The following is a 21218-nucleotide window of genomic DNA, read 5'->3' as shown; positions in this document are numbered from 1 at the left end:
GGGCCATCGGACGAGCGGATCATGGGAGACTCGCCCTCATGAACGGCAAGGCGGGCCCCCGGACGGCGGGGGAAGGGAACACGCGGACGCGGCTGGACCGGGGGCGCGGGGCGCTCGGACCGGCGCTGGAACTCGTGCACACCGGGCGAGCGCCGACGCGTGCCGTCCTCACCGCCGAGCTGGGGGTGACCCGGGCGACGGCGGGCGCGGTGGCCGCCGAGCTGGAGGCGCTGGGTCTGATCCGGGTCGACGCGCGGCCCGGTGCGGCGGCCGGATCGCAGGGCAGACCCTCGCACCGCCTCGAGGTCGCGGAGGACGGGCCCGTCGCGCTCGCCGCGCAGGTGCACGCCGACGGGTTTCGCGCCGCACTGGTCGGCCTCGGCGGCCGGATCGTCGCCACCGCGCCCGGCTGCGAGACCGTCGACGCCGATCCGGCGAAGGTGCTCGGCTCGGTCGTCGAGGCCGGCGCCGAGCTGCTGCGCGAGACGGGGCGGCGTTGCGTGGGCGCCGGACTCGCCGTGCCGTCCGCGGTCGCCGAACCCGACGGGCTCGCCCTCAACCCGCTGCACCTGGCGTGGCCCGCGGGTGCCCCCGTGCGCCAGATCTTCGCCGAGCGGGTGCGCGCGGCCGGCATCCAGGGACCCGCTTTCGCGGCCAACGACGTGAACCTCGCCGCTCTCGCCGAGCACCGCCACGGCGCCGGCCGCGGCTCCCGTGACCTGCTGTGCGTGGCCACAGGGCATCGGGGCGTCGGTGGCGCGCTCGTGCTCGACGGGCGGCTGCACATCGGCAGTTCGGGGCTCGCGCTCGAAGTCGGCCACCTCACCGTCAACCCCGAGGGCCGTCCCTGCTACTGCGGCAGCCGTGGCTGTCTCGACGTCGAGGCGGACCCGCTTGCCTTCCTCGTCGCGGCGGGGCGCGACCCCGGCCCCGAGGTGTCGCTGCTCCAGCAGGCCAACGACCTGATCCGCGGCCAGTACGCCGACCCGGGCGTGCGCACGGCCACCGAGGCGCTGATCGACCGTCTGGGTCTCGGACTCGCCGGCCTCGTCAACATCCTCAACCCGGACCGGATCATCCTCGGGGGGCTGCACCGCACCCTGCTCGACGCCGACCCGGACCGGCTGCGCGCCGTCGTCGCCGACCGCAGCCTGTGGGGGCAGAGCGGCGGCGTACCGATCCTCGCCTGCACGCTGGACCACAACAGCCTCGTAGGGGCGGCCGAATTGGCATGGCAGCCGGTGCTCGACGACCCGCCGGCGGCGCTGGCCGAGGTCTGAGGGGCTCAGGAACCGGTCAGACCCCACAGCACCGCGAGGAGCGGTCGTCGCAGGTCGCCCGACGCACGCCGGCTTTGTCAGGGCCGCTTGCCACCCTTCCTGGCACCTCCCGGGTCGGGCTGCCCTCAGCTTCAACCGCCCTGCTGCGACAGGGCGGCGGTGGCGTCCTTTCACCGCCACTCGAACAACTCGCGCTTCACGGCGCACCCTCGGGCTTCGTCAGGCTTGCGCAGGCGGAACACGTGTCGACGTGAGCAGCGAGAGCAGTCCGCGAACTCCTGTGTCGAAGGCGGCGGGTGATCCCGACGCGCGGGCCAGCACATAGCCGCCCTGGACGGTCGCGAGGATCGTCGCGGCGATCTCCTCCGCGTCGAGCGTGGGCGCGAACTCGCCCCGCTCCTTGCCCTCTTCGACGATTCCGGCGAGCCGCTCGCGCAGCCGGTCGAGTGTCTCGTCGACGGGCGCGCGCAGCTCGTCGCTCGCGATGACCTCCGGATCCATCGTCAGCCGCCCCACGGGGCAGCCGCGCAGCACGTCGCGCTCACGGCGCAGGTACGCCTCGATGCGCTCGTACGGCGATCCGGGCGCGCTCAGTACGCCCTCGGCAGTAGCGCGCATCTCCTCGGCGGTGCGGCGGATCGCGGCGAGGGCCAGATCGGGCTTGCCCTTGAAGTGGTGGTACATGCTGCCCTGCCCCGCGCCGGCGTGCTGCTGGATCGCCTTGGGGCTGGTGCCCACGTAACCGCGCTCCCACAACAGCTCGCGGGTGGACTCGATCAGTCGGTCCGGAGTGTTCATGGATTCACTGTACATACCAGTAGGTACAGGAGTCGAGGCATACCAGTAGGTACAGAAGTTGAGGCCTTCAAGGGAGCAGCCCGGGACGCCTCGCGTACTCCCCCGGAGGTATGCGTACAGCCGCTGGCCGTACGACGACTGAGCCCCCCTCCCGGAGCCAATCTCGAAGCATCGCAACAGATTCCACCGAGGAGATGACTCACCATGCAGACCCTGGCGAACCGGGACGGCGGCCCCGGCCCGTGGATCCTGTTCTTCCCACTGATCTGGGCCGCCGTCGTGATCGGCGTCGTGACGGTCCTGCGTCGTACCGGCCGGATCGGCCGCCGCGGTCCGTGGCGCGCGATGGGCGGTTTCGGCCCCGCCGGCGGCTTCGGCCCGACGGGTGACTCGCCGATCGCCGTGCTCGGCCGCCGCTTCGCCTCCGGAGAGATCGACGAGGACGAGTACTGGCGCCGACTCTCTGTCCTGGACGAGCAGTTCGGGCGTACGGGCAAGGGGGGCGCGGCATGACCACCGCGACCACGACGCGTCATGCCGCGGGTGTCACCGACGCCGTCAAGGTGTACGGCAGCGCAGACACCGCCGTGAGGGCCCTGGACGGGGTGAGCGTCGGCTTTCCGGCCGGTCGCTTCACCGCGATCATGGGGCCCTCGGGCTCCGGCAAATCCACCCTGATGCACTGCGCGGCGGGCCTGGACACACTCACCTCCGGTGCCGCGTACATCGGCGACACCGAACTGGGCACGCTCGACGACCGCCGACTGACGCTGCTGCGCCGCGACCGCATCGGCTTCGTCTTCCAGGCGTTCAACCTGGTCCCGACGCTGACCGTCGCGGAGAACATCACGCTGCCGATGGACCTCGCCGGATCCAAGGGCTCACGCGACTGGATCGACGCCCTGGTCGACGTCGTGGGCCTGCGCGACCGGCTCCACCACCGCCCCAGCGAGCTCTCCGGCGGACAGCAGCAACGCGTCGCCGTGGCGCGGGCGTTCGCCGGACAGCCCGATGTCGTCTTCGCCGACGAACCCACCGGCAACCTCGACTCCCGCTCCGGCGAGGAGGTCCTGAACCTCCTCGGCCGGGCGGTGCGTCAGATGGACCGTACGGTCGTCATGGTCACCCACGACCCGGTGGCCGCAGCGCACGCCGACGAGGTCGTTTTCCTCGCGGACGGGCGCCTCGTGGACCGGATGGAATCCCCGACGGCCGACAGGGTCCTGGACCGGATGAAGGCCTTCGACGGCAAGGGGGTGCCGTCATGAATGCCTCGGTGCGCATCAGCGTCGCCTCCCTGCGCGCCCACAAACGACGCTTCGCCGGTACGTTCCTGGCAGTGCTCCTCGGCGTCTCCTTCCTGGCCGGAACGCTGGTCATGGGGGACACGCTGCGAGCCGGCTTCGACACGATGTTCGGCAATGCCACGAAGGGCACCGACGCCGTCGTCCGCAGCGCCGACGCCATCACCACGCCCGGCGAGAGCCAGGGCGTGCGCCGGCCCGTCTCCACCGGCCTGCTGAGGACGATAGAGCAGACGCCCGGCGTCGCGGCCGCCGCGCCCGACATCCAGGGCGCGGGCCAGCTCGTCGGCTCCAACGGCAAGCCCATCGGCGGCCAGGGCCCGCCCACCCTCGCGGGCAACTGGATCGAGGATCCCCAGCTCAACGCCTACCGACTCGCCGAAGGCCGCGCCCCGTCGAAGTCCGGCGAGGTCGTCGTGAACAGGGGCGCCGCCAAGAAGGGCGACCTGAAGATCGGCGACGCGACGACTCTGCGCACACCCGATCCCGTCAAGGTGACGATCGTGGGCCTCGCGACCTTCGGCGGCGAGGACGGCATGGCACAGGTGACGTTCACCGGAATGACGCAGGCCGACGCCGAGAAGTACCTCACCGCGAAGCCCGGCGAGGCCGCCGGCATCCGCGTGCGGGCCGGTCCCGGCGTCGGTCAGCAGCAGCTCGTCTCCGATCTGACTCCCGTCCTGCCCAAGGGAGTCGAGGCCATCACCGGTCAGGAGTCGGCGCAGGAGAACACCGACATGATCTCCAGCCAGTTCCTGACCGTCTTCACGACGTTCCTGCTCGTCTTCTCCGGCATCGCGCTGCTCGTCGCGACCTTCTCCATCCACAACACCTTCGCGATCGTCGTCGCCCAACGCACCCGCGAGAACGCCCTGTTGCGTGCCCTCGGCGCTTCCCGCCGCCAGGTGACCGTCTCGGCCCTCGTCGAGGCGAGCGTCGTCGCCGTGACCGCCTCGGCCGCGGGCCTCGCGGGCGGCATCGGTGTCGCGGCAGGACTGCAGGCGCTCTTCCCGGCCATCGGATTCCCGTTCCCCGAGGGCAACCTGGTGATCAGTGGCCTGTCCATGCTGCTGCCGCTCGCGGTCGGCGTCGTGGTCTGTCTCGGCTCCGCGCTGCTGCCCGCTGTGCGCGCCGGACGCACGGCACCGCTGGCCGCGCTCCGCGAGACGGCCGTCGACCGGTCCGGGGCCTCGCGCGGGCGTGCGATCGTCGGCGGCGGCCTGGCCGCACTGGCGGTCGGCAGCACCCTGACCGGCGTACTGGCGAATCCGTCGCTGTGGCTCGCCGGGCTCGGCGCCGTACTCGCCCTCGCCGCCTTCGTGGTTCTCGGTCCCGTCGCGTCCTCGACAGCCGTACGCGTCCTCGGCGGCCCTCTCGACAGGCTGCGCGGTGTCACGGGCGGGCTCGCCCGGCGCAACGCGCTGCGCAGCCCGAAGCGGACCGCCGCCACCGCGAGCGCCCTGATGATCGGCGTGGCCGTCGTCTCGCTGTTCACGGTCTTCGGCGCCTCGCTCAAGGCCACCATGGACCAGACGGTCTCCCGGTCCTTCGCGGGCGACGTCGCCGTCAGCACCCCGTCGTTCGGCGCGGGCGGCAGCGGGCTCAGCCCGAAACTGGCCCCCGCGATCGCGCGGCAGCCGTCCGTCGAGAACGCCGTCGGCCTGGGCCGCGGCGTCGCCGAAGTCGACGGCGAGGGACGCGCGTTGACCGTCACCGACCCGTTGGCCCTCGGCAAGGTCTTCGATCTCGGCGACGTACAGGGCTCGCTGAACAACCTCGGTACCAACGGCATCGCCATCACCGAGAAGGAGGCCGACAAGCAGCGCCTCAGGACCGGCGACACGGCCCAACTCGCCTTCACCGACGGCGAGAAGCAGAACTTCATCGTCCGCGCGGTCTACGGCCAGTCGGAACTCGCCGGCGACTACGTCATCACCCGGGCCGCCTGGGCGCCGCACCGCACCCAGGACTCCGACACGCTCGTCGCCGTCTCCTTCAAGGACGGTGTCAGCACGGCCGACGGCAAGGCCGCGGTACAGAAGGTCGCGGAACAGTACGGCAACCCGCAGGTGCAGACCCGCGACGCATACGCGCAGTCCTCGGCCGGCGGCATCGACATGATGCTGACCCTGGTCTACGCGCTGCTCGCCCTCGCCGTGCTCATCGCCCTGCTGGGCATCGCCAACACGCTCACGCTCGCGATCCACGAACGCACCCGTGAACTCGGTCTGTTGCGGGCCGTCGGACAGACTCGGGCGCAGCTGCGCGCCATGGTCCGCTGGGAGTCGGTCCTCGTGGCCGCCTTCGGCACGGCGGGCGGGCTCGCCCTGGGCGCCTTCCTCGGCTGGGTGCTCGTCAAGGCCTCCGACGGCGCGTCGGACAGCGCCTTCGCCTTCGCGGTGCCGCCCGCGCAGCTGGTCGTGGTGGCGCTGGTGAGCCTCGCGGCCGGGGCCCTCGCGGGACTGCGCCCGGCCCGGCGGGCGGCACGCCTGGATGTGCTGCGCGCCATCGCCACCGAGTGAGCCTCCGCGGGACGTACGCCCTTCGCCCTTGAGTGGCGTACGAGGTGGGGGTCACCGCCCGGTCAGCCGGCAACGGCGGACCGGGCGGGAGCGTGTTCGGGCCTCAGGCCATCGACGGCGTGTGTGCGCGGGGTCTCGAGGGCCGTGTCGTACGGCGGGAGGGCGGGCGTCGTCACCACGGGGGTCGTGGCCGGGAGCGTGAACCACACGACCTTGCCCGACTCGCCGTCGGGACGCACGCCCCAGCTCTCGCTCACCGCGGCGACCATCGCGAGGCCGCGTCCGCCGGTGGAGCCGGGGTCCGCTTCCCGGACCTCGGGAAGGCGGGGGTCGTGGTCGTGCACCGAAACCGTGAGCCGGTCGAGCAGCAGCTCGATCTCCACGGTGCACGTCTTGTCGGGCTGGGCGTGCCGGTGGACGTTGCTCAAAAGCTCGGTCACGCCGAGCGCGGCCCGGTCTATCAAGGGGTCCAGATGCCAGTAGCGCAACTGCGCAGAGACGATTCTGCGGACCTGGCCGATCCGCGACGGCAGGGCTTGGAGCTCCACCGTGCAATGCCTGCTTGGCTGGCTGATCACGGCTGCGACTCCCCGAATTGAGGTCCGGAAGAAGACGGAGATCGGATCCAGCAGAGTGGCTGAGTGGCACGGCCGCCTGCTGTCATGGCCGGCGGGCTGGTTCGCAGCGTTATCGCCGGTAAACCCAGAGTGACGTGAGACCAGCGTGACGCAGGGGGTGCGGTCCTGCAACTCGCGGCGCTTTCGCCGCTGCGGCCGCGGTTTTGCCGTTCCGCCCCGCCGGCGTGGCGTGCGGCTTCGGCCGCTTGCGCCCCGCCGCCCGGCGGGTGGGCGTCAGCTGCTGTGTCCCGTTGCCTGGCGTATGGCTTCAGACGTGGCGCCTCGCTGCCTCGCGTACGGCTTCAGGTGCTGTGTCCCGCCGCCTTGCGTACCGCCTCGATGAACCGGCGCGCCGAGGGCGGCCCCGGTTTGCCGGGCGCGGGGTCGTGTTCGCCGAGGGTGAGGGAGTAGCGGGTGCCGTTGACATCCGCCAACGCCCGGTCCTCGTGGGCGAACCAGGGCTTCGACGCGCGCACGGCCTGCACCGGCGCGCTGTCGATCTCGCTGCCGTAACTGGTGAGCAACTGCAGCCTGCCGTCGCTGATCCGGACCTGGCCGGCCCGGGTGAGCGAGCGCAGCCTCTTTCCGATCCGCACGCCCGTGGCCGTGAACTCCGGCTCCGCCATGATGCCCCGCCCCCTTGTGCGCTTCGGCTGTGCTCCGTCGTGATCCCGCGGCGGGCCGTGATCCCGTGTGCACCGGTTGCGACCACCTTCCCGTGTGATCGCGATGCGGTCGGCCCGCGGGACATGTCCCGTGCGGTGCAGTCTGCCCGCAGGCAGCGAGGAGCACCAGTGCGCATGACGAGGTGGCGGTCCCGGTGGGAGCACACTCCCGGATGCGCCCCCGGCGCCTCGCCGAGCCGTTCCCCAGGGCTGCCTTTGGGCCGCTCAAAGATGTGTTTATGCAGGTGAGAAGCGTGTGGGAGGTGTTTATGATCGAAGCGTCCGACCAAGTGAACCGGCGTCGGCGTGATGCGTAAGGAGCCCCGCCGTGAGCACTCCCCAACAGACCCGGACCGGCGAAACCCTCGACGTCGACCACAGCGACGCGGACTACCGGAGCTGGCTCAAAGAAGCCGTCCGCAAGGTCCAGGCCGACGCCAACCGCTCGGCCGACACGCATCTGCTGCGCTTCCCGCTGCCCGAGAAGTGGGGCATCGACCTGTACCTGAAGGACGAGTCGACCCACCCCACCGGCAGCCTCAAGCACCGCCTTGCCCGATCCCTCTTCCTGTACGGGCTGTGCAATGGCTGGATCCGGCCGGGCCGCCCCGTCATCGAGGCGTCCAGCGGCTCGACGGCCGTCTCCGAGGCCTACTTCGCGGGGCTCATCGGGGTGCCCTTCATCGCGGTCATGCCGCGCACGACGAGCGCCGAGAAGTGCCGCCTGATCGAGTTCCACGGTGGGCAGTGCCACTTCGTGGACGACTCGCGCAAGATGTACGAGGAGTCCGCCGCCCTCGCGGTGGAGACCGGCGGCCACTACATGGACCAGTTCACCTACGCGGAACGGGCCACGGACTGGCGCGGAAACAACAACATCGCCGAATCCATCTTCCGCCAGCTGGAGTTGGAGCGATTCCCGGAACCCACGTGGATCGTCGCCACGGCCGGCACCGGCGGCACCTCGGCGACCCTCGCGCGCTATGTCCACTACATGCAGTACGACACCCGGATCTGCGTCGCCGACCCGGACAACTCGTGTTTCTTCGAGGGCTGGACCACCGGCGATCCGGACGTCACGTGCGACTGCGGCTCGCGCATCGAGGGCATCGGCCGGCCGCGCATGGAGCCGAGCTTCGTGCCCGGTGCCATCGACCGGATGATGAAGGTGCCGGACGCGGCGAGTGTCGCCGCCGTACGCGCCCTGGAACAGGCCATCGGCCGCAAGGCGGGCGGCTCCACCGGCACCGGCCTGTGGAGCGCGCTGAAGATCGTCGCCGAGATGGTGGCCCAGGGGCGCACGGGAAGCGTGGTGACGCTGCTCTGCGACCCCGGGGACCGCTATCTCGACAAGTACTACTCGGACACGTGGCTGGCCGAACAGGGCCTGGACATCGCGCCGTACACGAGGGCGATCACCTCGCTGCTGGAGACCGGGGTGTGGCCGGACTAGGGCCCTGACTGTGCCCGGTGCCGGGCGAGCTCATGGCGCCGAAGTCCCGGCCGGGCTTCAGGCCGGGGTCGACGCCAGTCGTCGGTCCAGCGCCGTCACCGCGTCGCGGAAGGCGCGGCCCAGACCTGCACGACCGAGTGTGAGGGCCGCCCGGAAGAGGGCGGTCCCGTCGGCGGCGAAGGTCCACTGCACCCGCGTGCCCGTCCCGTCGGGTGTGAGCCGCCATTCCTCGACCAGGGCCCGGGCTCCGGGCGCGTTCGTGACGTCCACCCGGTACGCGTACAACTCAAAAGCCCTGGCGACCAGGACCGTCTCCTCGAAACGCGTGCCGCCCCTGAGCCGGACCTCGCGCCCGGCGCCGTCCTGGGTCGGCCGGGCGAGTGTCACGGCTGAGAACCACTCGCTCCAGCCGGACACGTCCTCGGCGAGCGAGCGGAAGACCGCCTCGGGAGGGGCGGTCACCACCCGCGCGAAGACCAGACGCAGCGGAGCGTTCTCGACGAAGTCGGCTCCCACCGGACGCAGACGGCGTGCCATGAACGAAACCCCCTTGCGGGAACGGAGTCCCGGGCGGCAGCGGGCGATGACCAGGGCGTGCCCGCGCCACGGGCGGCGCGAGGGGCGTCACCGGAGGCGCGGAGCAGCGTCACCATAGCTGGCGGGCCGTCAGATGTCTGTACCGTCTCCGGGCTCGCCGGCCACCACCAGGCGCCTGAGGTGTTCCGAGATCTCCACGCGTGCCTCGGCCGGCAGTCCGGCATCGGTGACCAGCGTGTCGACCTGTTCGAGGGCGGCGAACGAACTCAGGCCCACCGTGCCCCACTTGGTGTGGTCGGCGACCACGACGACACGGCGCGCGGACTGCACGAGCCGCCGGTTGGTCTCGGCCTCCGCCAGGTTCGGCGTCGACAGGCCCGCCTCCACCGATATCCCGTGCACGCCGAGGAAGAGCACATCGAAGTGGAGCGCCGCGATGGCCTGATCGGCGACGGGCCCGACGAGGGAGTCGGACGGCGTGCGCACCCCACCGGTCAGGACGACCGTGGCGGCGCCCTGGCGCTGGCCCGAGGTGCGCTGCGCGGAGTGGAACACATCCGCCACGCGCACCGAGTTGGTGACCACGGTCAGGTCCGGGACGTCCAGCAGCTGATGGGCCAGTGCGTACGTCGTCGTACCGCCGGAGAGCGCGATCGCCGAGCCCGGAGCGACCAACTCGGCGGCGGCGCGCGCGATGTCCTCCTTGGCGGTCAGCTCCAGACCCGACTTGGCCTCGAAGCCCGGCTCGTGCGTACTCGCCTCGACCACCGGCACCGCGCCGCCGTGCACCTTCTCCACGGCACCCTGACGTGCGAGGGCGTCGAGGTCGCGGCGGACCGTCATGTCGGAGACGCCGAGCTTCCGGGTCAGTTCGTTCACGCGGACGCCACCGCGGCGGCGCACCTCGTCCAGGATCAGTGCGCGGCGCTGCTCCGCGAGGAGGTTCTGATTCTCACTCACGTCCGCTCCGGTCCCTTCGCCACTGGCTGCCCGACACTCCGTCCGAACCCACTCCCACGTGGACATTCTCCTTGTCCGAGGTCCTGAGGACCCCCCATCCTTGCACGGGTCACCGAGAGTCGTGCCACCGCACCGCACAGACACCGGGCCGCTCCCGCGCCGTCACTGTCACACGTATCGGGGAGATTCCGTGACTACGGGTGTGCACACCCCTCGGAATGGAGATCCTTGTGCCTGCACATGACACACGCCACACACGGCACGGGGGAAGTGCAGAAACAGTGGAACGTGCACGGGAACATGCCTCGACGGGGGAGCTCGGCAACCCCGCACAGCGGCCCGAAGGGGCCGAGACCGCCCTTGAACTCCTGGTCCACGGGGTCGGCGGGACCACACCGGAGGAGATGCTCAACGATCCACGGACGGTCCGGATCACCGGCGACGCGACGGCGGCCGTCTTCCGGCGCGCCGACGACGCAGACGCGGAGCAGCGTCCCGACGACTACCGGGGCAAACCGGTGCGTGAGGCCTACGTGTGGTGCAACCTCACCTCCGGCAACGGCGCCCGCGCCCTGTGGCTGTTACTCCTGCCCTTCATGGTGGTCAACCTCGCGCACTGGATGCGCCCCACCACCCGCGGCCGGAAACGGACGGTCCGCCTGTACGGCCTGCTCGTCCGCCTCGCCGGACTCACCCTGACCGTGCTGCTCGTCGCTGCCGCCTGTGAGGTCGCCCTCGACCTGACCGCCTGGCAGTGCGCGGGCACGCGCGCGTGCGCCCGGGAGCACTCCTGGCTGGGGTTCCTCTCACCGGAGGTGTCCGGCGGCGGCTGGTGGAGTCAGCCGGGCCGGCGCCTCGCCCTGGCCTGCCTGGTGCCCGCCGCGCTGACCGGCCTCCTGTGGTACCTGTCCCACCGCACCTGGAGCGCGTACGAGTCGCAGCAGCCGATGTCCCGCAGAGCCGAGCCCGACGAGGAGACCGGCCGCACCGGGCTCGGCCGGCCCGGGTTCTGGTACGGGCGCCGCCTGGTGGCCCGGCTGCGCGCGGCGCACACTGCCGCGGGCCTCCTGACGGTCGCCGCGGCGGTCGGCACCTCCGCGGCCCGCTACGACCGTGTCTCCGGCGGCCCCGCCGTACTCGGCATGCTGGGACAGCTCCTGGACGCAACCCTTGTCGTGGGCACAGCCGTTGTGCTGTGGGTGGTGTGCCGCCGTGGCCGAAGCGAGCACCGGCTGGACCAGGAACTGGACCAGACCCTCGTGCGCTGGCTGCCCGTGGGCTCGATCGCCGTGCTCGCCCTGACCCTGGTGTACGCCGGGTGGTCGCGCCCGGACTGGCACTCGACGGGGCGGCTGCCCGGCGACATGACGTTCGGCGGCATCGCCCTCGTCCAGGGCATGCTTGTCATCGTGCTCGGCGTGGTGGCCCGCATCCTGTACCGCACCCGTCCCGACACGCGCACCGCGATGCGCGGCCTCGCCGGTCCCGCCGTCGCAATGCTCGCCTGTGCGCTGGGCGGCGTGATGTCCGGCGGGGTGTCCCAGCGCGTCGCCGACTGGCTGGACGGCACCCGGGACTCGCTCCCGGGCCCGCCCGTCCTGCTGACCTGGCAGGCCTCCGTGATCCCCCCGCTGCTCGTCGTGCTGGCGGCCCTCGTCGGCTGGCTGGCCCGGCGCTCCTGGCAGCTGCGCAACCGGGAGATGCACCCCGTGGAGCTCGACTACAAGGGAGAGCCCAAGGACACCGCCCGTACGCGCCGGATCGCGAGCACGCGAGCGATGGCGGCCCTCACCGACCGGGCACCTCGCATGGTCGGCGTCATCTCCTCCGTCACGCTGCTCCTGGGCGCCGGAGCCCTGGCGGGCTCGCTGGCGACCGAGGACCCCCCTGGCGAGGCCGCGCAGGGGGCGTACGCCGTCGTCCAGGGCGCCGCCGAGACCGCGCAGGCGCTCGGGTCCTGGCTGATCGGCTTCGGCTTCATACTGTTCGTCACCTGGGGCCGCCGCGCATACAAGGATCCCGCCGCCCGCCGCACCATCGGCATCCTCTGGGACGTCGGCACGTTCTGGCCGCGCGCCGCCCACCCCTTCGCGCCTCCCTGTTACGCCGAGCGCGCCGTGCCCGACCTGACCTGGCGCATGGCCACCTGGATCCGCGCCACCGGCGGACGGCTCGTGCTGTCCGGGCACTCCCAGGGCAGTGTCCTCGCGGCCGCCGCGGCCTGGCAGTTGAAGCCGTCGGTACGCAAACGGATCGCACTGCTCACCTATGGCTCACCCCTGGAGCGCCTTTACGGGCGCTGGTTCCCTGCCCACTTCGGCCCGGCCGCTCTCACCTCGCTGCACCGCGAGGTCGCCTGCTGGCGCAATCTGTACCGCCCGACCGACCCCATCGGCGGACCCGTACGGCTGCCCGGCGACTGCGGCCCCCAGGTGGACCGCGAGCCCCTCAAGGATCCGCTCGCCTACGGCCGCACCGAGCGGCAGCCGCTGCCCGCGCCGATCCTCGGCCACTCCGACTACCAGGCGGACCCGGCCTTCGCGGACGAACGGGAACGGCTGCTGGCACGACTGAGGCCGGACGTCCCGCCCCCGCGCGCACAGGACGACGCCGGCGGTGTGCTCGAGAGCAGCTGACCCTGGTGCGTGCGCCAGGTGGGCTGTCCCGGGGCGCGCCTCGGGACAGCTGCCCGGCGGCGCGTCTCAGGGCAGCTCCGGCAGGTCCTCCGCATAGAGCAGCGTGAGGTCGTCCGTGCTCGGCTCGGCCAGCTGGGCGACCCGCCCCGCGTGCCGCTCGACCATCGCCTCGAAGGTCTGCCGCGCGGTGCGGCCGTTGCCGAACGCGGGCCCCTTCGGGATCGCCGTGAAGTACTTCACCAGCGCCTCGGCCGCGCCCGGGGCCAGCCGGTACTCGTGCTCCTCGGCCTGCTGCTCCACGATCCGCAGCAGCTCCTCGGGGCTGTAGTCGCTGAAGGTGATGGTCCGCGAGAAGCGGGACGCCACACCGGGGTTCACCGAAAGGAACCGCTCCATCTCGGTCGTGTAGCCCGCGACGATGACGACCACCGCCTCCCGGTGGTCCTCCATCAGCTTCACCAGCGTGTCGATGGCCTCGCGCCCGAAATCGCGTCCCGAGTCCTCCGGCGACAACGCGTACGCCTCGTCGATGAACAGCACACCGCCACGCGCCCGGTCGAAGGCCTCCTGGGTGCGGATCGCGGTCGAACCGATGTGCTCGCCGACCAGGTCCACCCGGGACACCTCGACGAGATGGCCCTTCTCGAGGACGCCGAGCGAGGCGAGGATCTCGCCGTAAAGCCGGGCGACCGTCGTCTTACCGGTGCCGGGGGAGCCCGTGAAGACCAGATGGCGCCGGGCGGAGGCTGCCTTGAGGCCCGCCTGCTGGCGGCGGCGGCCCACCTCGATCATGTCGGTGAGGGCCCGCACCTCGCGCTTGACGCTCTCCAGGCCCACCAGCGCGTCGAGTTCCCCGAGGACGGCCTTCGACGTGCGCGTCGGCTGCACCGGCTCCGTGGCGGCGACGAGGGGCTCCTGCTCGGTGGTGCGCTGCCCCGGGATCGCACCCAGCAGGCTGGGCGACGGGATCGACGTCTGCACGGTGGTCTCGTGCGCAGGGGAACGCAGTCCGGCGCTCTCGTCGCTCGTGCAGTCCTCGACGACCGGACCGCCGCTCGAGCCCTGCGCGCCGCCGTCGGCGAACTCGTAACCCCCGCGCGCACACCGCTCCGTACGGCACTTCTTCAGCGTCGCTCGACAGCCGTCGATCACATGGAAGCCATAGCCCCCGCTGTCGTTCACCCGGCAGTTGAGAAAGCTGCCGCGGCCACCGGCCGACACATAGAAGCCCGCCTCGGCCGGTGAAGTGACCGTGCAGCGCTCGATGGTGGGATCGGCGCCCTTGGTGACGATCACGCCGGTCTGCGTGCCGTCCACGGTGCAGCCGGACAGGGTGCCACCGCTGCCGTGGTCACGGAACCAGGCGCCGGTCGCGGCGTCCCGGATGCGGCAGTCGTCCAGCTGCGCGGTCGCGCCGTCGCTCACCGAGACGGCCGTGTTGCGCACTTGGGAGAGATCACTGTCGACGACGTCCGCGCGTGAACCGCGGTCGAGGACGAACAGGGCGTCCGGGACGTCGTGCACGCGGCACGAGTCGAGTACCGCGGTCGCGCCGTCGCTGACCCACACCGCGGGGTAGTCGCCGGTGCTGTCGAAGATCTCGCACTGGTTGGCGTCCACGCGCGTGCCGGGGTCCCAGACCGACAGACCGTTGCGCCCGAACTGCCTTACGCTCGTGCGCGTCAGCGTGAGCACCGAGCGCGAGCGCAGATCGACCGCGTTCTCCGGGATGTCGTGGATACGGCAGTCGGCGAGAGTGAGCACCGCGTCGGTGTCGAGCGTGACGCCGTCGGCCGTCGTACGGTGCACATCGCAGTCGGTGAGATGAGCGGTGGCCCGACCGGTGATCTGCACCCCGGAGCCCTTGACCTCGTACACCTCGCAGCCGACCGCCTCCAGGGACGAACCCTCACCGGTCGCCGAAAGCCCCGCGCCGGAGGTGTGGTGCACCCGGCAGCGCTCCAGGCGCGGATGGGCGCCCCCGCGGACCGCGACGCCGGACTGACCGGCCGCGACGACCTCGCAGTCCTCGAACACCCCACCGCCGCCGTCGAGTACGGCGATGCCGATGCCGGCCGGGTTGTCGACGGTGCAACGGCGCACGGTCGGCCGGGCGCCGCCGCGCACCTCGATCCCGGCCGCGGACCGCGTGACGATCCGCACGTCCAGCAGCTCCGCAGTACCCTCCTCGATGAGCAGCGCGGGCGCCGCCGAGTCCTGGCCCTCCACGTGCAGGTCCTGGACCACGGCCGAGGCGCGCACGGTCAGCGGCACCCCGTCCACCGGCGCGATACGCACGGAGCCGGGCGAGCCCTCGGGGCCGCGCAGCGTCACCGCGCGCTGCACCACCAGGTTCTCCCGGTAGGTGCCGGGGGCGACGGTGAGCACATCGCCGTCTGCCGCGGCCTCCAGGGCGGCGGCCAGCGATGCGTACTCTCCCGTGCGGCGCCGCCACCGCGAGGTGCCGGTGTGCGTCACCTGGACCGTGCCCTGTGCCATGGCGCTGTTGTGCCCCCACCTCGTCGTACGCGGGTCCTGCGAGGCCGTACTGAAAGCCCGTCGGGATCAAGGACAGCCTCTCACGGCGGTGCCGAACACTTCGGCCGGTCCACCGTAGCGTGCGTGGGGACGCCGGGTTGACCGGAGCGGGAAGGCCGTCAACTGCCGGTGCCGGTCCGGCCCCAGTCGGGACCCGCCCTGTTCCAGGCCTGGTCCCAACGGGCGTACCGACGACGGATCATGCGCCAGACGATCAGCCGCCTGCCGCCCTCGACGAGTCCCGCGGACATCAGGGCTGCGCCGAATCCGGCCAGCACGGCGTGGGTCGTCGCGGTGGCGCTGTCCAGCGGGCGGCCGACTATTCGGCCGTGCAGGTCGGTCCAGATCGTGAAGTGGTCCCCGTGGCGCGGTGACTTGAGAGCGGCTATCACCGTGCCGTGCCGCGCGGTGCCGTCCGGTGCCCTCCAGTCGGCGAGGACGCGGCTCTGGGCGTCCCGTGCGGAGGAGGTCTCGGGGTCGGGATCCAGCGGGCCGCGGGACAGCTTCCTGACGACGGTGGCCGCCACCTCGTGGCGGCTTTGCCGCTGGTCCCGCACGGACTGCTGCAACGTGTCCTGGGCCGCGGACCCGACGAGGGAGCCGATGACGGGAGCGGCGACGAGGACGAGCAGCACGGCCGCCAGGGCCAGCCAGGCCTCGACCAGATCGGTCGTGCGGCGCAGCGGATTGTGCCGCCAGCGCCAGAGTCCGCTGATAGCTCGCACCGTCCCGCACCCCCTTCCGCGTCCGTGATAACCCCCAGCGGAGCCGTTCACGCGAGAGGCCGGGGAAGAGAGAGCGAAATCACCCTTCCCCTGGACCTCTCATGAACTTCTCACGAAGCGTCAACGCTCGTGCCCGGGGCCCGGGTTCCCTCTCGGCGCGCAGATTCACACATCTCGATCGCGCGGGCTATTCGAGGACGGTGACCGGGTCGCCGACGCGCACCGTGCGGGAGGACTCGGGCACCAGATTCTGCCCGAAGGCCAACTGGCTGCCGAAGCGGCGGTGGCGCCCGAGGGTGCGTAGGGGCTCCTTGCCGCGCTCGGCGGTTGTCTGGTCGATGGTGGTCACGACGCAGCGGCCGCACATCTTGGTGACGCGGAAGACGACCTCGCCGATGGCGATCCGGGACCAGTCGTCCTCGGCCCACGGGGCCGTGCCGGACACGACCGCGTTCGGCCGGAAACGGTTCATCGGGAGCGGACCCTCATGGGGATGGTCGCCCTGCGCGATCAAGGAGTTGAGGGCCTGCAGCGAGGCGAGTGTGGTGACGAGCAGCGGATAGCCGTCGGCGAAGCTGACGGTCTCGCCCGGACGCGCGAAGTCCGGGTCGACGGGCCGACGCGTGGCGGGATCGTCCATGTGGACGAGGCGTACCTCGGCGCCCAGATAGTCGCTGCACCAGTTGTGCGCGACGGCGTCGGCGAGGACGGCTTCCACCTTTTCCCCGAAGATGTCGAGCGTCGTCGTGCCGATCGGCTCGGGCACGGGCACGCTCAGCGGCTCACGGCCCGGTGCGGACAGCCGTATGCCGCCGCCGGGCAGCAGCTCGGCGGCGGCCACGGCCAGGCGTGGCTGCTGGCGTTGCGTGACGACCTTTCCCCCGTCGTCGATCAGTACCCAGCGTCGGTCTCCGGCCAGCCCCCAGGGCTCCACGACGGCCTCCCGGGGCGACTGGCCCCGGAACGCCTTGACCGGATAAACATGGATCGAGTGCAGCTCCGCGTTCCCCATGACCGCCATGGTGCCAGCAGGCACCGACAATCCGGGCGAATTGCTCAGTAGCCGCGGTACTGCTGGCTGTTGTACGGGTCTTGGTAGGGAGCCGGAGCGGGACGGGGCGCCGCGGGGCGCATCGCCTCGTAGCCCGTGCCGGTCCCCATCGGACGCTGCTGCTGCGGCTGGGCGCCCGGATATCCGCGCGGTCCCGCAGCCTGCTGAGGGATGTACGGCGCGGGGGCCTGCTGCAGCGGCGCGGGCTGCTGGGCCTGCGGGTAGCCGTACGAGGGAACCTGGTGGGAGGGCCCGGCCGGGAGGGCCGGGAGTGCCGACGGGAGCGCGGGCAGATGGCTGCCCGTGTCGTAGGCGGCGGGAACCCGGATCGGAGCGATCTGGGGAGTGCCCCGTTCGGCGACGAGAGAGTCGTAGATCGGGGTGTCAGGAAAGAAGGACGGCGCGGAGTAGTAACCGCCGCCATAGGTGGAGCGGGGGGAGGTCATGGCACATAAGTTAAGCCCACGATGTGCTGGTTGGGGAGACCGATAAGAGGGTTGTTTTCCGTGTCGGCAGTGACGCGGGATCCCCAATGCGAGCGAACTCGGCAAAAAAGGACGCCAAACAGCGCTCGGATCGTGTAAAGGCCGAGTTCATGGTGGGTTACCGGCGGTTGACCACGGGTCTTCCTGTCCGGGTCATGGGAGTTCGGCGGGCTGAAGGATTAGGTTTGGCGGCAACGGAGCCGGCGGTCCGCCCGAGGCGCGGCCAGACGTGATGGGGGCGTACATGTCAATGCCTAAGGGATCGAATGTTCCCGTGCCGACGACCGCACTGCGCGTCGAATTGGGCTGGCGTTCGGGACCGGGGGTGCCCGACGCGGATGCCTCGGCGTTGCTGCTGGTGTCCGGAAAGGTCCGCTCGGACGGCGACTTCGTCTTCTACAACCAGCCGACGCACTCCTCCACTGCCGTGCGGCACGAGGGCAAGCGGGACGCGGGCGGTCAGGTGACCGACGCGCTGCTCGTCGACCTCGCGCGCGTGGAGCCCGCCATCGAGACCGTGGTGCTGGCCGCCTCCGCGGACGGCGGCACCTTCGGGCGGGTTCCCGGGCTGTACATCCGGGTGCTCGACGCGCAGAAGGGCACGGAGGTCGCTCGCTTCGAAAGCGCCGACGCGACCGTAGAGACCGCCTTCGTGCTCGGCGAGTTCTACCGGCGCCAGGGCGCCTGGAAGTTCCGCGCCGTCGGGCAGGGCTACAGCAGCGGACTCGAAGGGCTGGCCACGGACTACGGGATAACGGTGGACGAACCGCAGCACGCGGCGCCGCCCGCCGCCGTACCACCCGCGCCCGGCAGCCGTGTGCAGGGTCCGCCCCCGCCCGTCGCGCCGCCCGTGACCATGCCACCCCCGGTCGCGCCGCCCGTCACCATGCCGCCGCCCCCGATGGCTCCGCCGCCCGCGGCTCCTACCGCTCCGGTCCGCCTCTCCAAGGTGACGCTCACCAAGGAGGCTCCCTCGGTCTCGCTCACCAAACAGGGCGGCACCTCCGGCACGATGCGCGTGAATCTCAACTGGCAGGTGCGCAAGCAGTTCTCCGGTTGGGGCAGCAAGCGGGGCCGGGCCGTCGCGATGCACGCGGACCTCGACCTCGACCTGTGCGCCCTGTACGAGCTGTCCGACGGCCGCAAGGGGGTCGTCCAGGCACTCGGCAACGCTTTCGGGGCGCTGCACCAGCCGCCGTACATCCATCTCGACGGCGACGACCGCACCGGCGCCGTGGCCAGTGGCGAGAACCTGTCCATCAACCTCGACCACAAACAGAGCTTCCGGCGCATCCTCATCTTCGTGACCATCTACGAAGGAGCGCGTTCCTTCGCCGACCTGCACGCCACGGTCACCCTCCAGCCGCTGGGCGGAGCGCCGGTCGACTTCTCTCTCGACGAGTGCACGGTGCCCTCGACCGTCTGTGCCCTCGCCCTGATCACCAACAACGGCGGCGACCTGGTCGTCCAGCGCGAGGCCCGCTACCTGGTCCCCGAGCGCGGCGTGAGCCCGCAGCGCACCGTCGACTACGCCTACGGGTGGGGCATGAACTGGACCCCCGGCAGGAAGTGAGCGATCAGCTCTCGTCGAGGGCGGTGTCGGGGCGCGCGTAGGTGCGGCCCTTCCAGGCCGCGCCGCGCCCCCTGTAGTGCTGCACCGCCGAATCGACTGTCATAAGGAGGTACAAGAACGCGGTGACCGGCAGCAGCGGGGCCGGCCACAGTGGCTGCCGGTAGTAGCGGAGCATCGGCAGATACGTGGCCGTCATCAGCAGCCACGCGAGCCCTCCGGTGGTCGCCACCCAGACGTTCCCCGCGGCAAGGCCCACCGCGAGAGCGACCGGCGGAGCCAGGTACACCACGGTCAGGCCGGCGACCGTGCCGGCGAGCAGCAGCGGGTTGTGCCGCAGCTGGGCGTACGCGCTGCGCGAGACCATCCGCCACAGATCGTGGAGCCGTGGATACGGCCGCACGCTGTCCACCCGTTCGGCGAGCCCCAGCCAGATGTGGCCGCCGCCGCGCTTGACCGCCCGGGCGAGCGCCACGTCGTCGATCACGGCATGCCGGATCGCGTCCGGGATCCGCGCCCGCTCGGCGGCGTCGGTACGGAGCAGGAGGCAGCCGCCCGCCGCGGCCGCCGTCCGCGAGCCCTTCACCGCGATCCACCGGAAGGGATAGAGCTGTGCGAAGAAGTAGACGAAGGCCGGCACGACGAGCCGCTCCCACACGCTCTCCACGCGCAGCCGGGCCATCTGGGAGACGAGGTCGAAGCCACCGGTTCGCGCGGCCGCCACCAACTCCCGCAGGCTGTCGGCGTCATGGGCGATGTCCGCGTCCGTCAGCAGCAGATATTCGGGTCCACGCGCGCGTGCCAGCCCGATTCCGTGCCGTACGGCCCAGAGCTTGCCCGTCCAGCCCGCGGGCGGCTCCCCGGGCGAGTCGACGGTGAGCGGCAGGCCGCCGTGGGTGCGAGCAAGCTCACGGGCCAGTTCCCCGGTGCCGTCCGAACTTCCGTCGTCGACGAGGAAGACCTCGGCCCGCCCCGGATAGTCCTGTGCGAGGAGTGACGGCAGGCTCGCGGGCAGAACAGCGGCCTCGTCCCGTGCCGGTACGACGACGCAGACGGACGGCCAGTCGTCCGGATCCCGACGCGGTGGCAGCCGCACATCCGTACGCCAGAAAAAGCCCTGGCCGAGCAGCAGCCACAGCCAAGCGGCCAGTGATCCCACAGCGGTCCACGCAACGGCGCTCACCCGCCGCAGTCTGCCCCACCCCGGCCGACCGTTGGGGCGGATCGTCTATGGTGACCGGGTGAAGATCGCGCTCATGGACTCCGGAATCGGACTGCTCGCTGCTGCTGCCGCGGTACGTCGACTGCGGCCCGACGCCGATCTCGTGCTCTCCTCGGACCCCGGCAGCATGCCCTGGGGGCCGCGTACGCCGGAGGACGTCACCGCACGCGCCCTCGCCGTCGCCGAGGCCGCCGCACAGCATCGGCCGGACGCGCTGATCGTCGCCTGCAACACCGCCTCCGTGCGCGCCCTGCCCGCGCTGCGCGCCCGTCTGGAGCCGGAGGTGCCCGTCATCGGCACCGTCCCGGCGATCAAGCCGGCCGCGGCGGGCGGCGGACCCGTGGCGATCTGGGCCACACCCGCCACCACCGGCAGCCCCTATCAGCGAGGACTCATCCGCGAGTTCGCGGACGGAGTGACCGTCACCGAGGTGGCGTGCCCCGGGCTCGCCGACGCCGTGGAACACGCGGATCAGGGAGCCGTCGACGCCGCGATCGCCGCGGCCGCCGAGCACACCCCGAAGGACGTAAGGGCCGTCGTCCTGGGCTGCACCCACTACGAACTGGTCGCCGAGCGTATCCGCGCGGCCGTGCAGCAGCCCGGCCTTCCGCCGCTCGTCCTGCACGGGTCCGCCGGCGCCGTCGCCGCCCAGGCGCTGCGCAGGATCGGCGAGCTCCCGGACGCCGAGGCTCCCGCCGACTCCGCCGTCATGGTGCTCCTCAGCGGCCGCGAGGGCGTGCTGCCCGCGACCGCGCTGGAGTACGAGGAAGGCCGCCTCCTGTCGGCGGTCAGCCCCGCCCGCTGACCGACGGTCACCGCTGGTCACCACGCAGACGCCCTCCGTACAGCCGTCGC

Annotated in this window: 18 protein-coding genes; 8 read left to right on the top strand and 10 right to left on the bottom strand. The window is 71.6% G+C overall.

Annotated features, from left to right (window positions below):
• The first annotated feature begins 38 nt into the window (after positions 1-38).
• Positions 39-1280 (top strand): ROK family protein, encoded by a 1242-nt coding sequence (locus OG390_RS06270; protein ID WP_406165673.1) that lies wholly within the window; start codon positions 39-41, stop codon positions 1278-1280.
• Between the two features lie 219 nt (positions 1281-1499).
• On the opposite strand, the gene OG390_RS06265 is transcribed toward OG390_RS06270, so the two are convergent.
• Complete coding sequence (locus tag OG390_RS06265) at positions 1500-2078, bottom strand: TetR/AcrR family transcriptional regulator (RefSeq protein ID WP_406165671.1); 579 nt, start codon at positions 2076-2078, stop codon at positions 1500-1502.
• A 204-nt stretch (positions 2079-2282) separates the two neighbouring features.
• Here OG390_RS06265 and OG390_RS06260 point away from each other — a divergent pair, with 204 nt between their 5' ends.
• Genes OG390_RS06260 through OG390_RS06250 form a run of 3 tightly spaced genes read left to right on the top strand, consistent with a single transcriptional unit; the run spans position 2283 to position 5904 of the window.
• A complete protein-coding gene (locus OG390_RS06260; protein ID WP_406165669.1) occupies positions 2283-2591 on the top strand; it encodes an SHOCT domain-containing protein in 309 nt (102 codons plus the stop codon).
• The gene (locus tag OG390_RS06255; RefSeq protein WP_406165667.1) at positions 2588-3346 is read left to right on the top strand and encodes an ABC transporter ATP-binding protein; all 759 of its coding nucleotides are present in this window, start codon (positions 2588-2590) and stop codon (positions 3344-3346) included. The genes OG390_RS06260 and OG390_RS06255 overlap by 4 nt, the downstream gene beginning before the upstream one ends.
• On the top strand, positions 3343-5904 hold the full coding sequence (locus OG390_RS06250) for an ABC transporter permease (RefSeq protein ID WP_406165665.1): 2562 nt from the start codon (positions 3343-3345) through the stop codon (positions 5902-5904). The genes OG390_RS06255 and OG390_RS06250 overlap by 4 nt, the downstream gene beginning before the upstream one ends.
• Positions 5905-5966: 62 nt before the next feature.
• Here OG390_RS06250 and OG390_RS06245 read toward each other — a convergent pair whose 3' ends face one another.
• On the bottom strand, positions 5967-6482 hold the full coding sequence (locus tag OG390_RS06245; protein WP_406165663.1) for an ATP-binding protein: 516 nt from the start codon (positions 6480-6482) through the stop codon (positions 5967-5969).
• Positions 6483-6823: 341 nt separating this feature from the next.
• On the bottom strand, positions 6824-7147 hold the full coding sequence (locus OG390_RS06240; protein ID WP_406165661.1) for a hypothetical protein: 324 nt from the start codon (positions 7145-7147) through the stop codon (positions 6824-6826).
• 367 nt (positions 7148-7514) lie between these two features.
• On the opposite strand from OG390_RS06240, the gene OG390_RS06235 reads away from it, so the two are divergent.
• Positions 7515-8639 (top strand): PLP-dependent cysteine synthase family protein, encoded by a 1125-nt coding sequence (locus OG390_RS06235; RefSeq protein WP_406165659.1) that lies wholly within the window; start codon positions 7515-7517, stop codon positions 8637-8639.
• 57 nt (positions 8640-8696) lie between these two features.
• Here the strand turns inward: OG390_RS06235 and OG390_RS06230 are convergent, their stop codons facing one another.
• Entirely contained in the window at positions 8697-9176 is a 480-nt protein-coding gene (locus OG390_RS06230; protein ID WP_406165657.1) for an SRPBCC family protein, read from the bottom strand.
• A gap of 129 nt (positions 9177-9305) precedes the next feature.
• Positions 9306-10136: a DeoR/GlpR family DNA-binding transcription regulator gene (locus OG390_RS06225; protein WP_406165655.1), complete on the bottom strand. Its 831-nt coding sequence runs from the start codon at positions 10134-10136 to the stop codon at positions 9306-9308.
• 281 nt (positions 10137-10417) lie between these two features.
• Between OG390_RS06225 and OG390_RS06220 the strand changes: the two genes are divergently transcribed.
• On the top strand, positions 10418-12772 hold the full coding sequence (locus tag OG390_RS06220; protein WP_406165653.1) for a hypothetical protein: 2355 nt from the start codon (positions 10418-10420) through the stop codon (positions 12770-12772).
• Between the two features lie 66 nt (positions 12773-12838).
• Here OG390_RS06220 and OG390_RS06215 read toward each other — a convergent pair whose 3' ends face one another.
• From OG390_RS06215 to OG390_RS06200, 4 genes are all read right to left on the bottom strand, one after another.
• Positions 12839-15271 (bottom strand): right-handed parallel beta-helix repeat-containing protein, encoded by a 2433-nt coding sequence (locus OG390_RS06215; protein ID WP_406165651.1) that lies wholly within the window; start codon positions 15269-15271, stop codon positions 12839-12841.
• A gap of 158 nt (positions 15272-15429) precedes the next feature.
• Positions 15430-16035: a hypothetical protein gene (locus OG390_RS06210; protein ID WP_406165649.1), complete on the bottom strand. Its 606-nt coding sequence runs from the start codon at positions 16033-16035 to the stop codon at positions 15430-15432.
• Positions 16036-16222: 187 nt separating this feature from the next.
• Positions 16223-17047, bottom strand: coding sequence for an MOSC domain-containing protein (locus OG390_RS06205; RefSeq protein WP_406165647.1), 825 nt, complete (start codon positions 17045-17047; stop codon positions 16223-16225).
• A 44-nt stretch (positions 17048-17091) separates the two neighbouring features.
• Entirely contained in the window at positions 17092-17532 is a 441-nt protein-coding gene (locus OG390_RS06200; RefSeq protein WP_406165645.1) for a DUF6643 family protein, read from the bottom strand.
• A gap of 283 nt (positions 17533-17815) precedes the next feature.
• Here OG390_RS06200 and OG390_RS06195 point away from each other — a divergent pair, with 283 nt between their 5' ends.
• On the top strand, positions 17816-19144 hold the full coding sequence (locus OG390_RS06195; protein WP_406165643.1) for a TerD family protein: 1329 nt from the start codon (positions 17816-17818) through the stop codon (positions 19142-19144).
• A gap of 4 nt (positions 19145-19148) precedes the next feature.
• Here the strand turns inward: OG390_RS06195 and OG390_RS06190 are convergent, their stop codons facing one another.
• Complete coding sequence (locus OG390_RS06190) at positions 19149-20324, bottom strand: glycosyltransferase (RefSeq protein ID WP_406165641.1); 1176 nt, start codon at positions 20322-20324, stop codon at positions 19149-19151.
• Between the two features lie 58 nt (positions 20325-20382).
• Here OG390_RS06190 and OG390_RS06185 point away from each other — a divergent pair, with 58 nt between their 5' ends.
• Positions 20383-21168 carry a glutamate racemase gene (locus OG390_RS06185; RefSeq protein WP_406165639.1) on the top strand — a complete coding sequence of 262 codons (786 nt, stop codon included), beginning with the start codon at positions 20383-20385 and terminating at the stop codon, positions 21166-21168.
• Positions 21169-21218 lie beyond the last annotated feature (50 nt).

The organism is Streptomyces sp. NBC_00996 (assembly GCF_045162675.1).
Lineage (GTDB): Bacteria > Actinomycetota > Actinomycetes > Streptomycetales > Streptomycetaceae > Streptomyces.
Note: the sequence above shows the minus strand (reverse complement) of the source record. Positions and strands in the feature narration are given on the sequence as shown.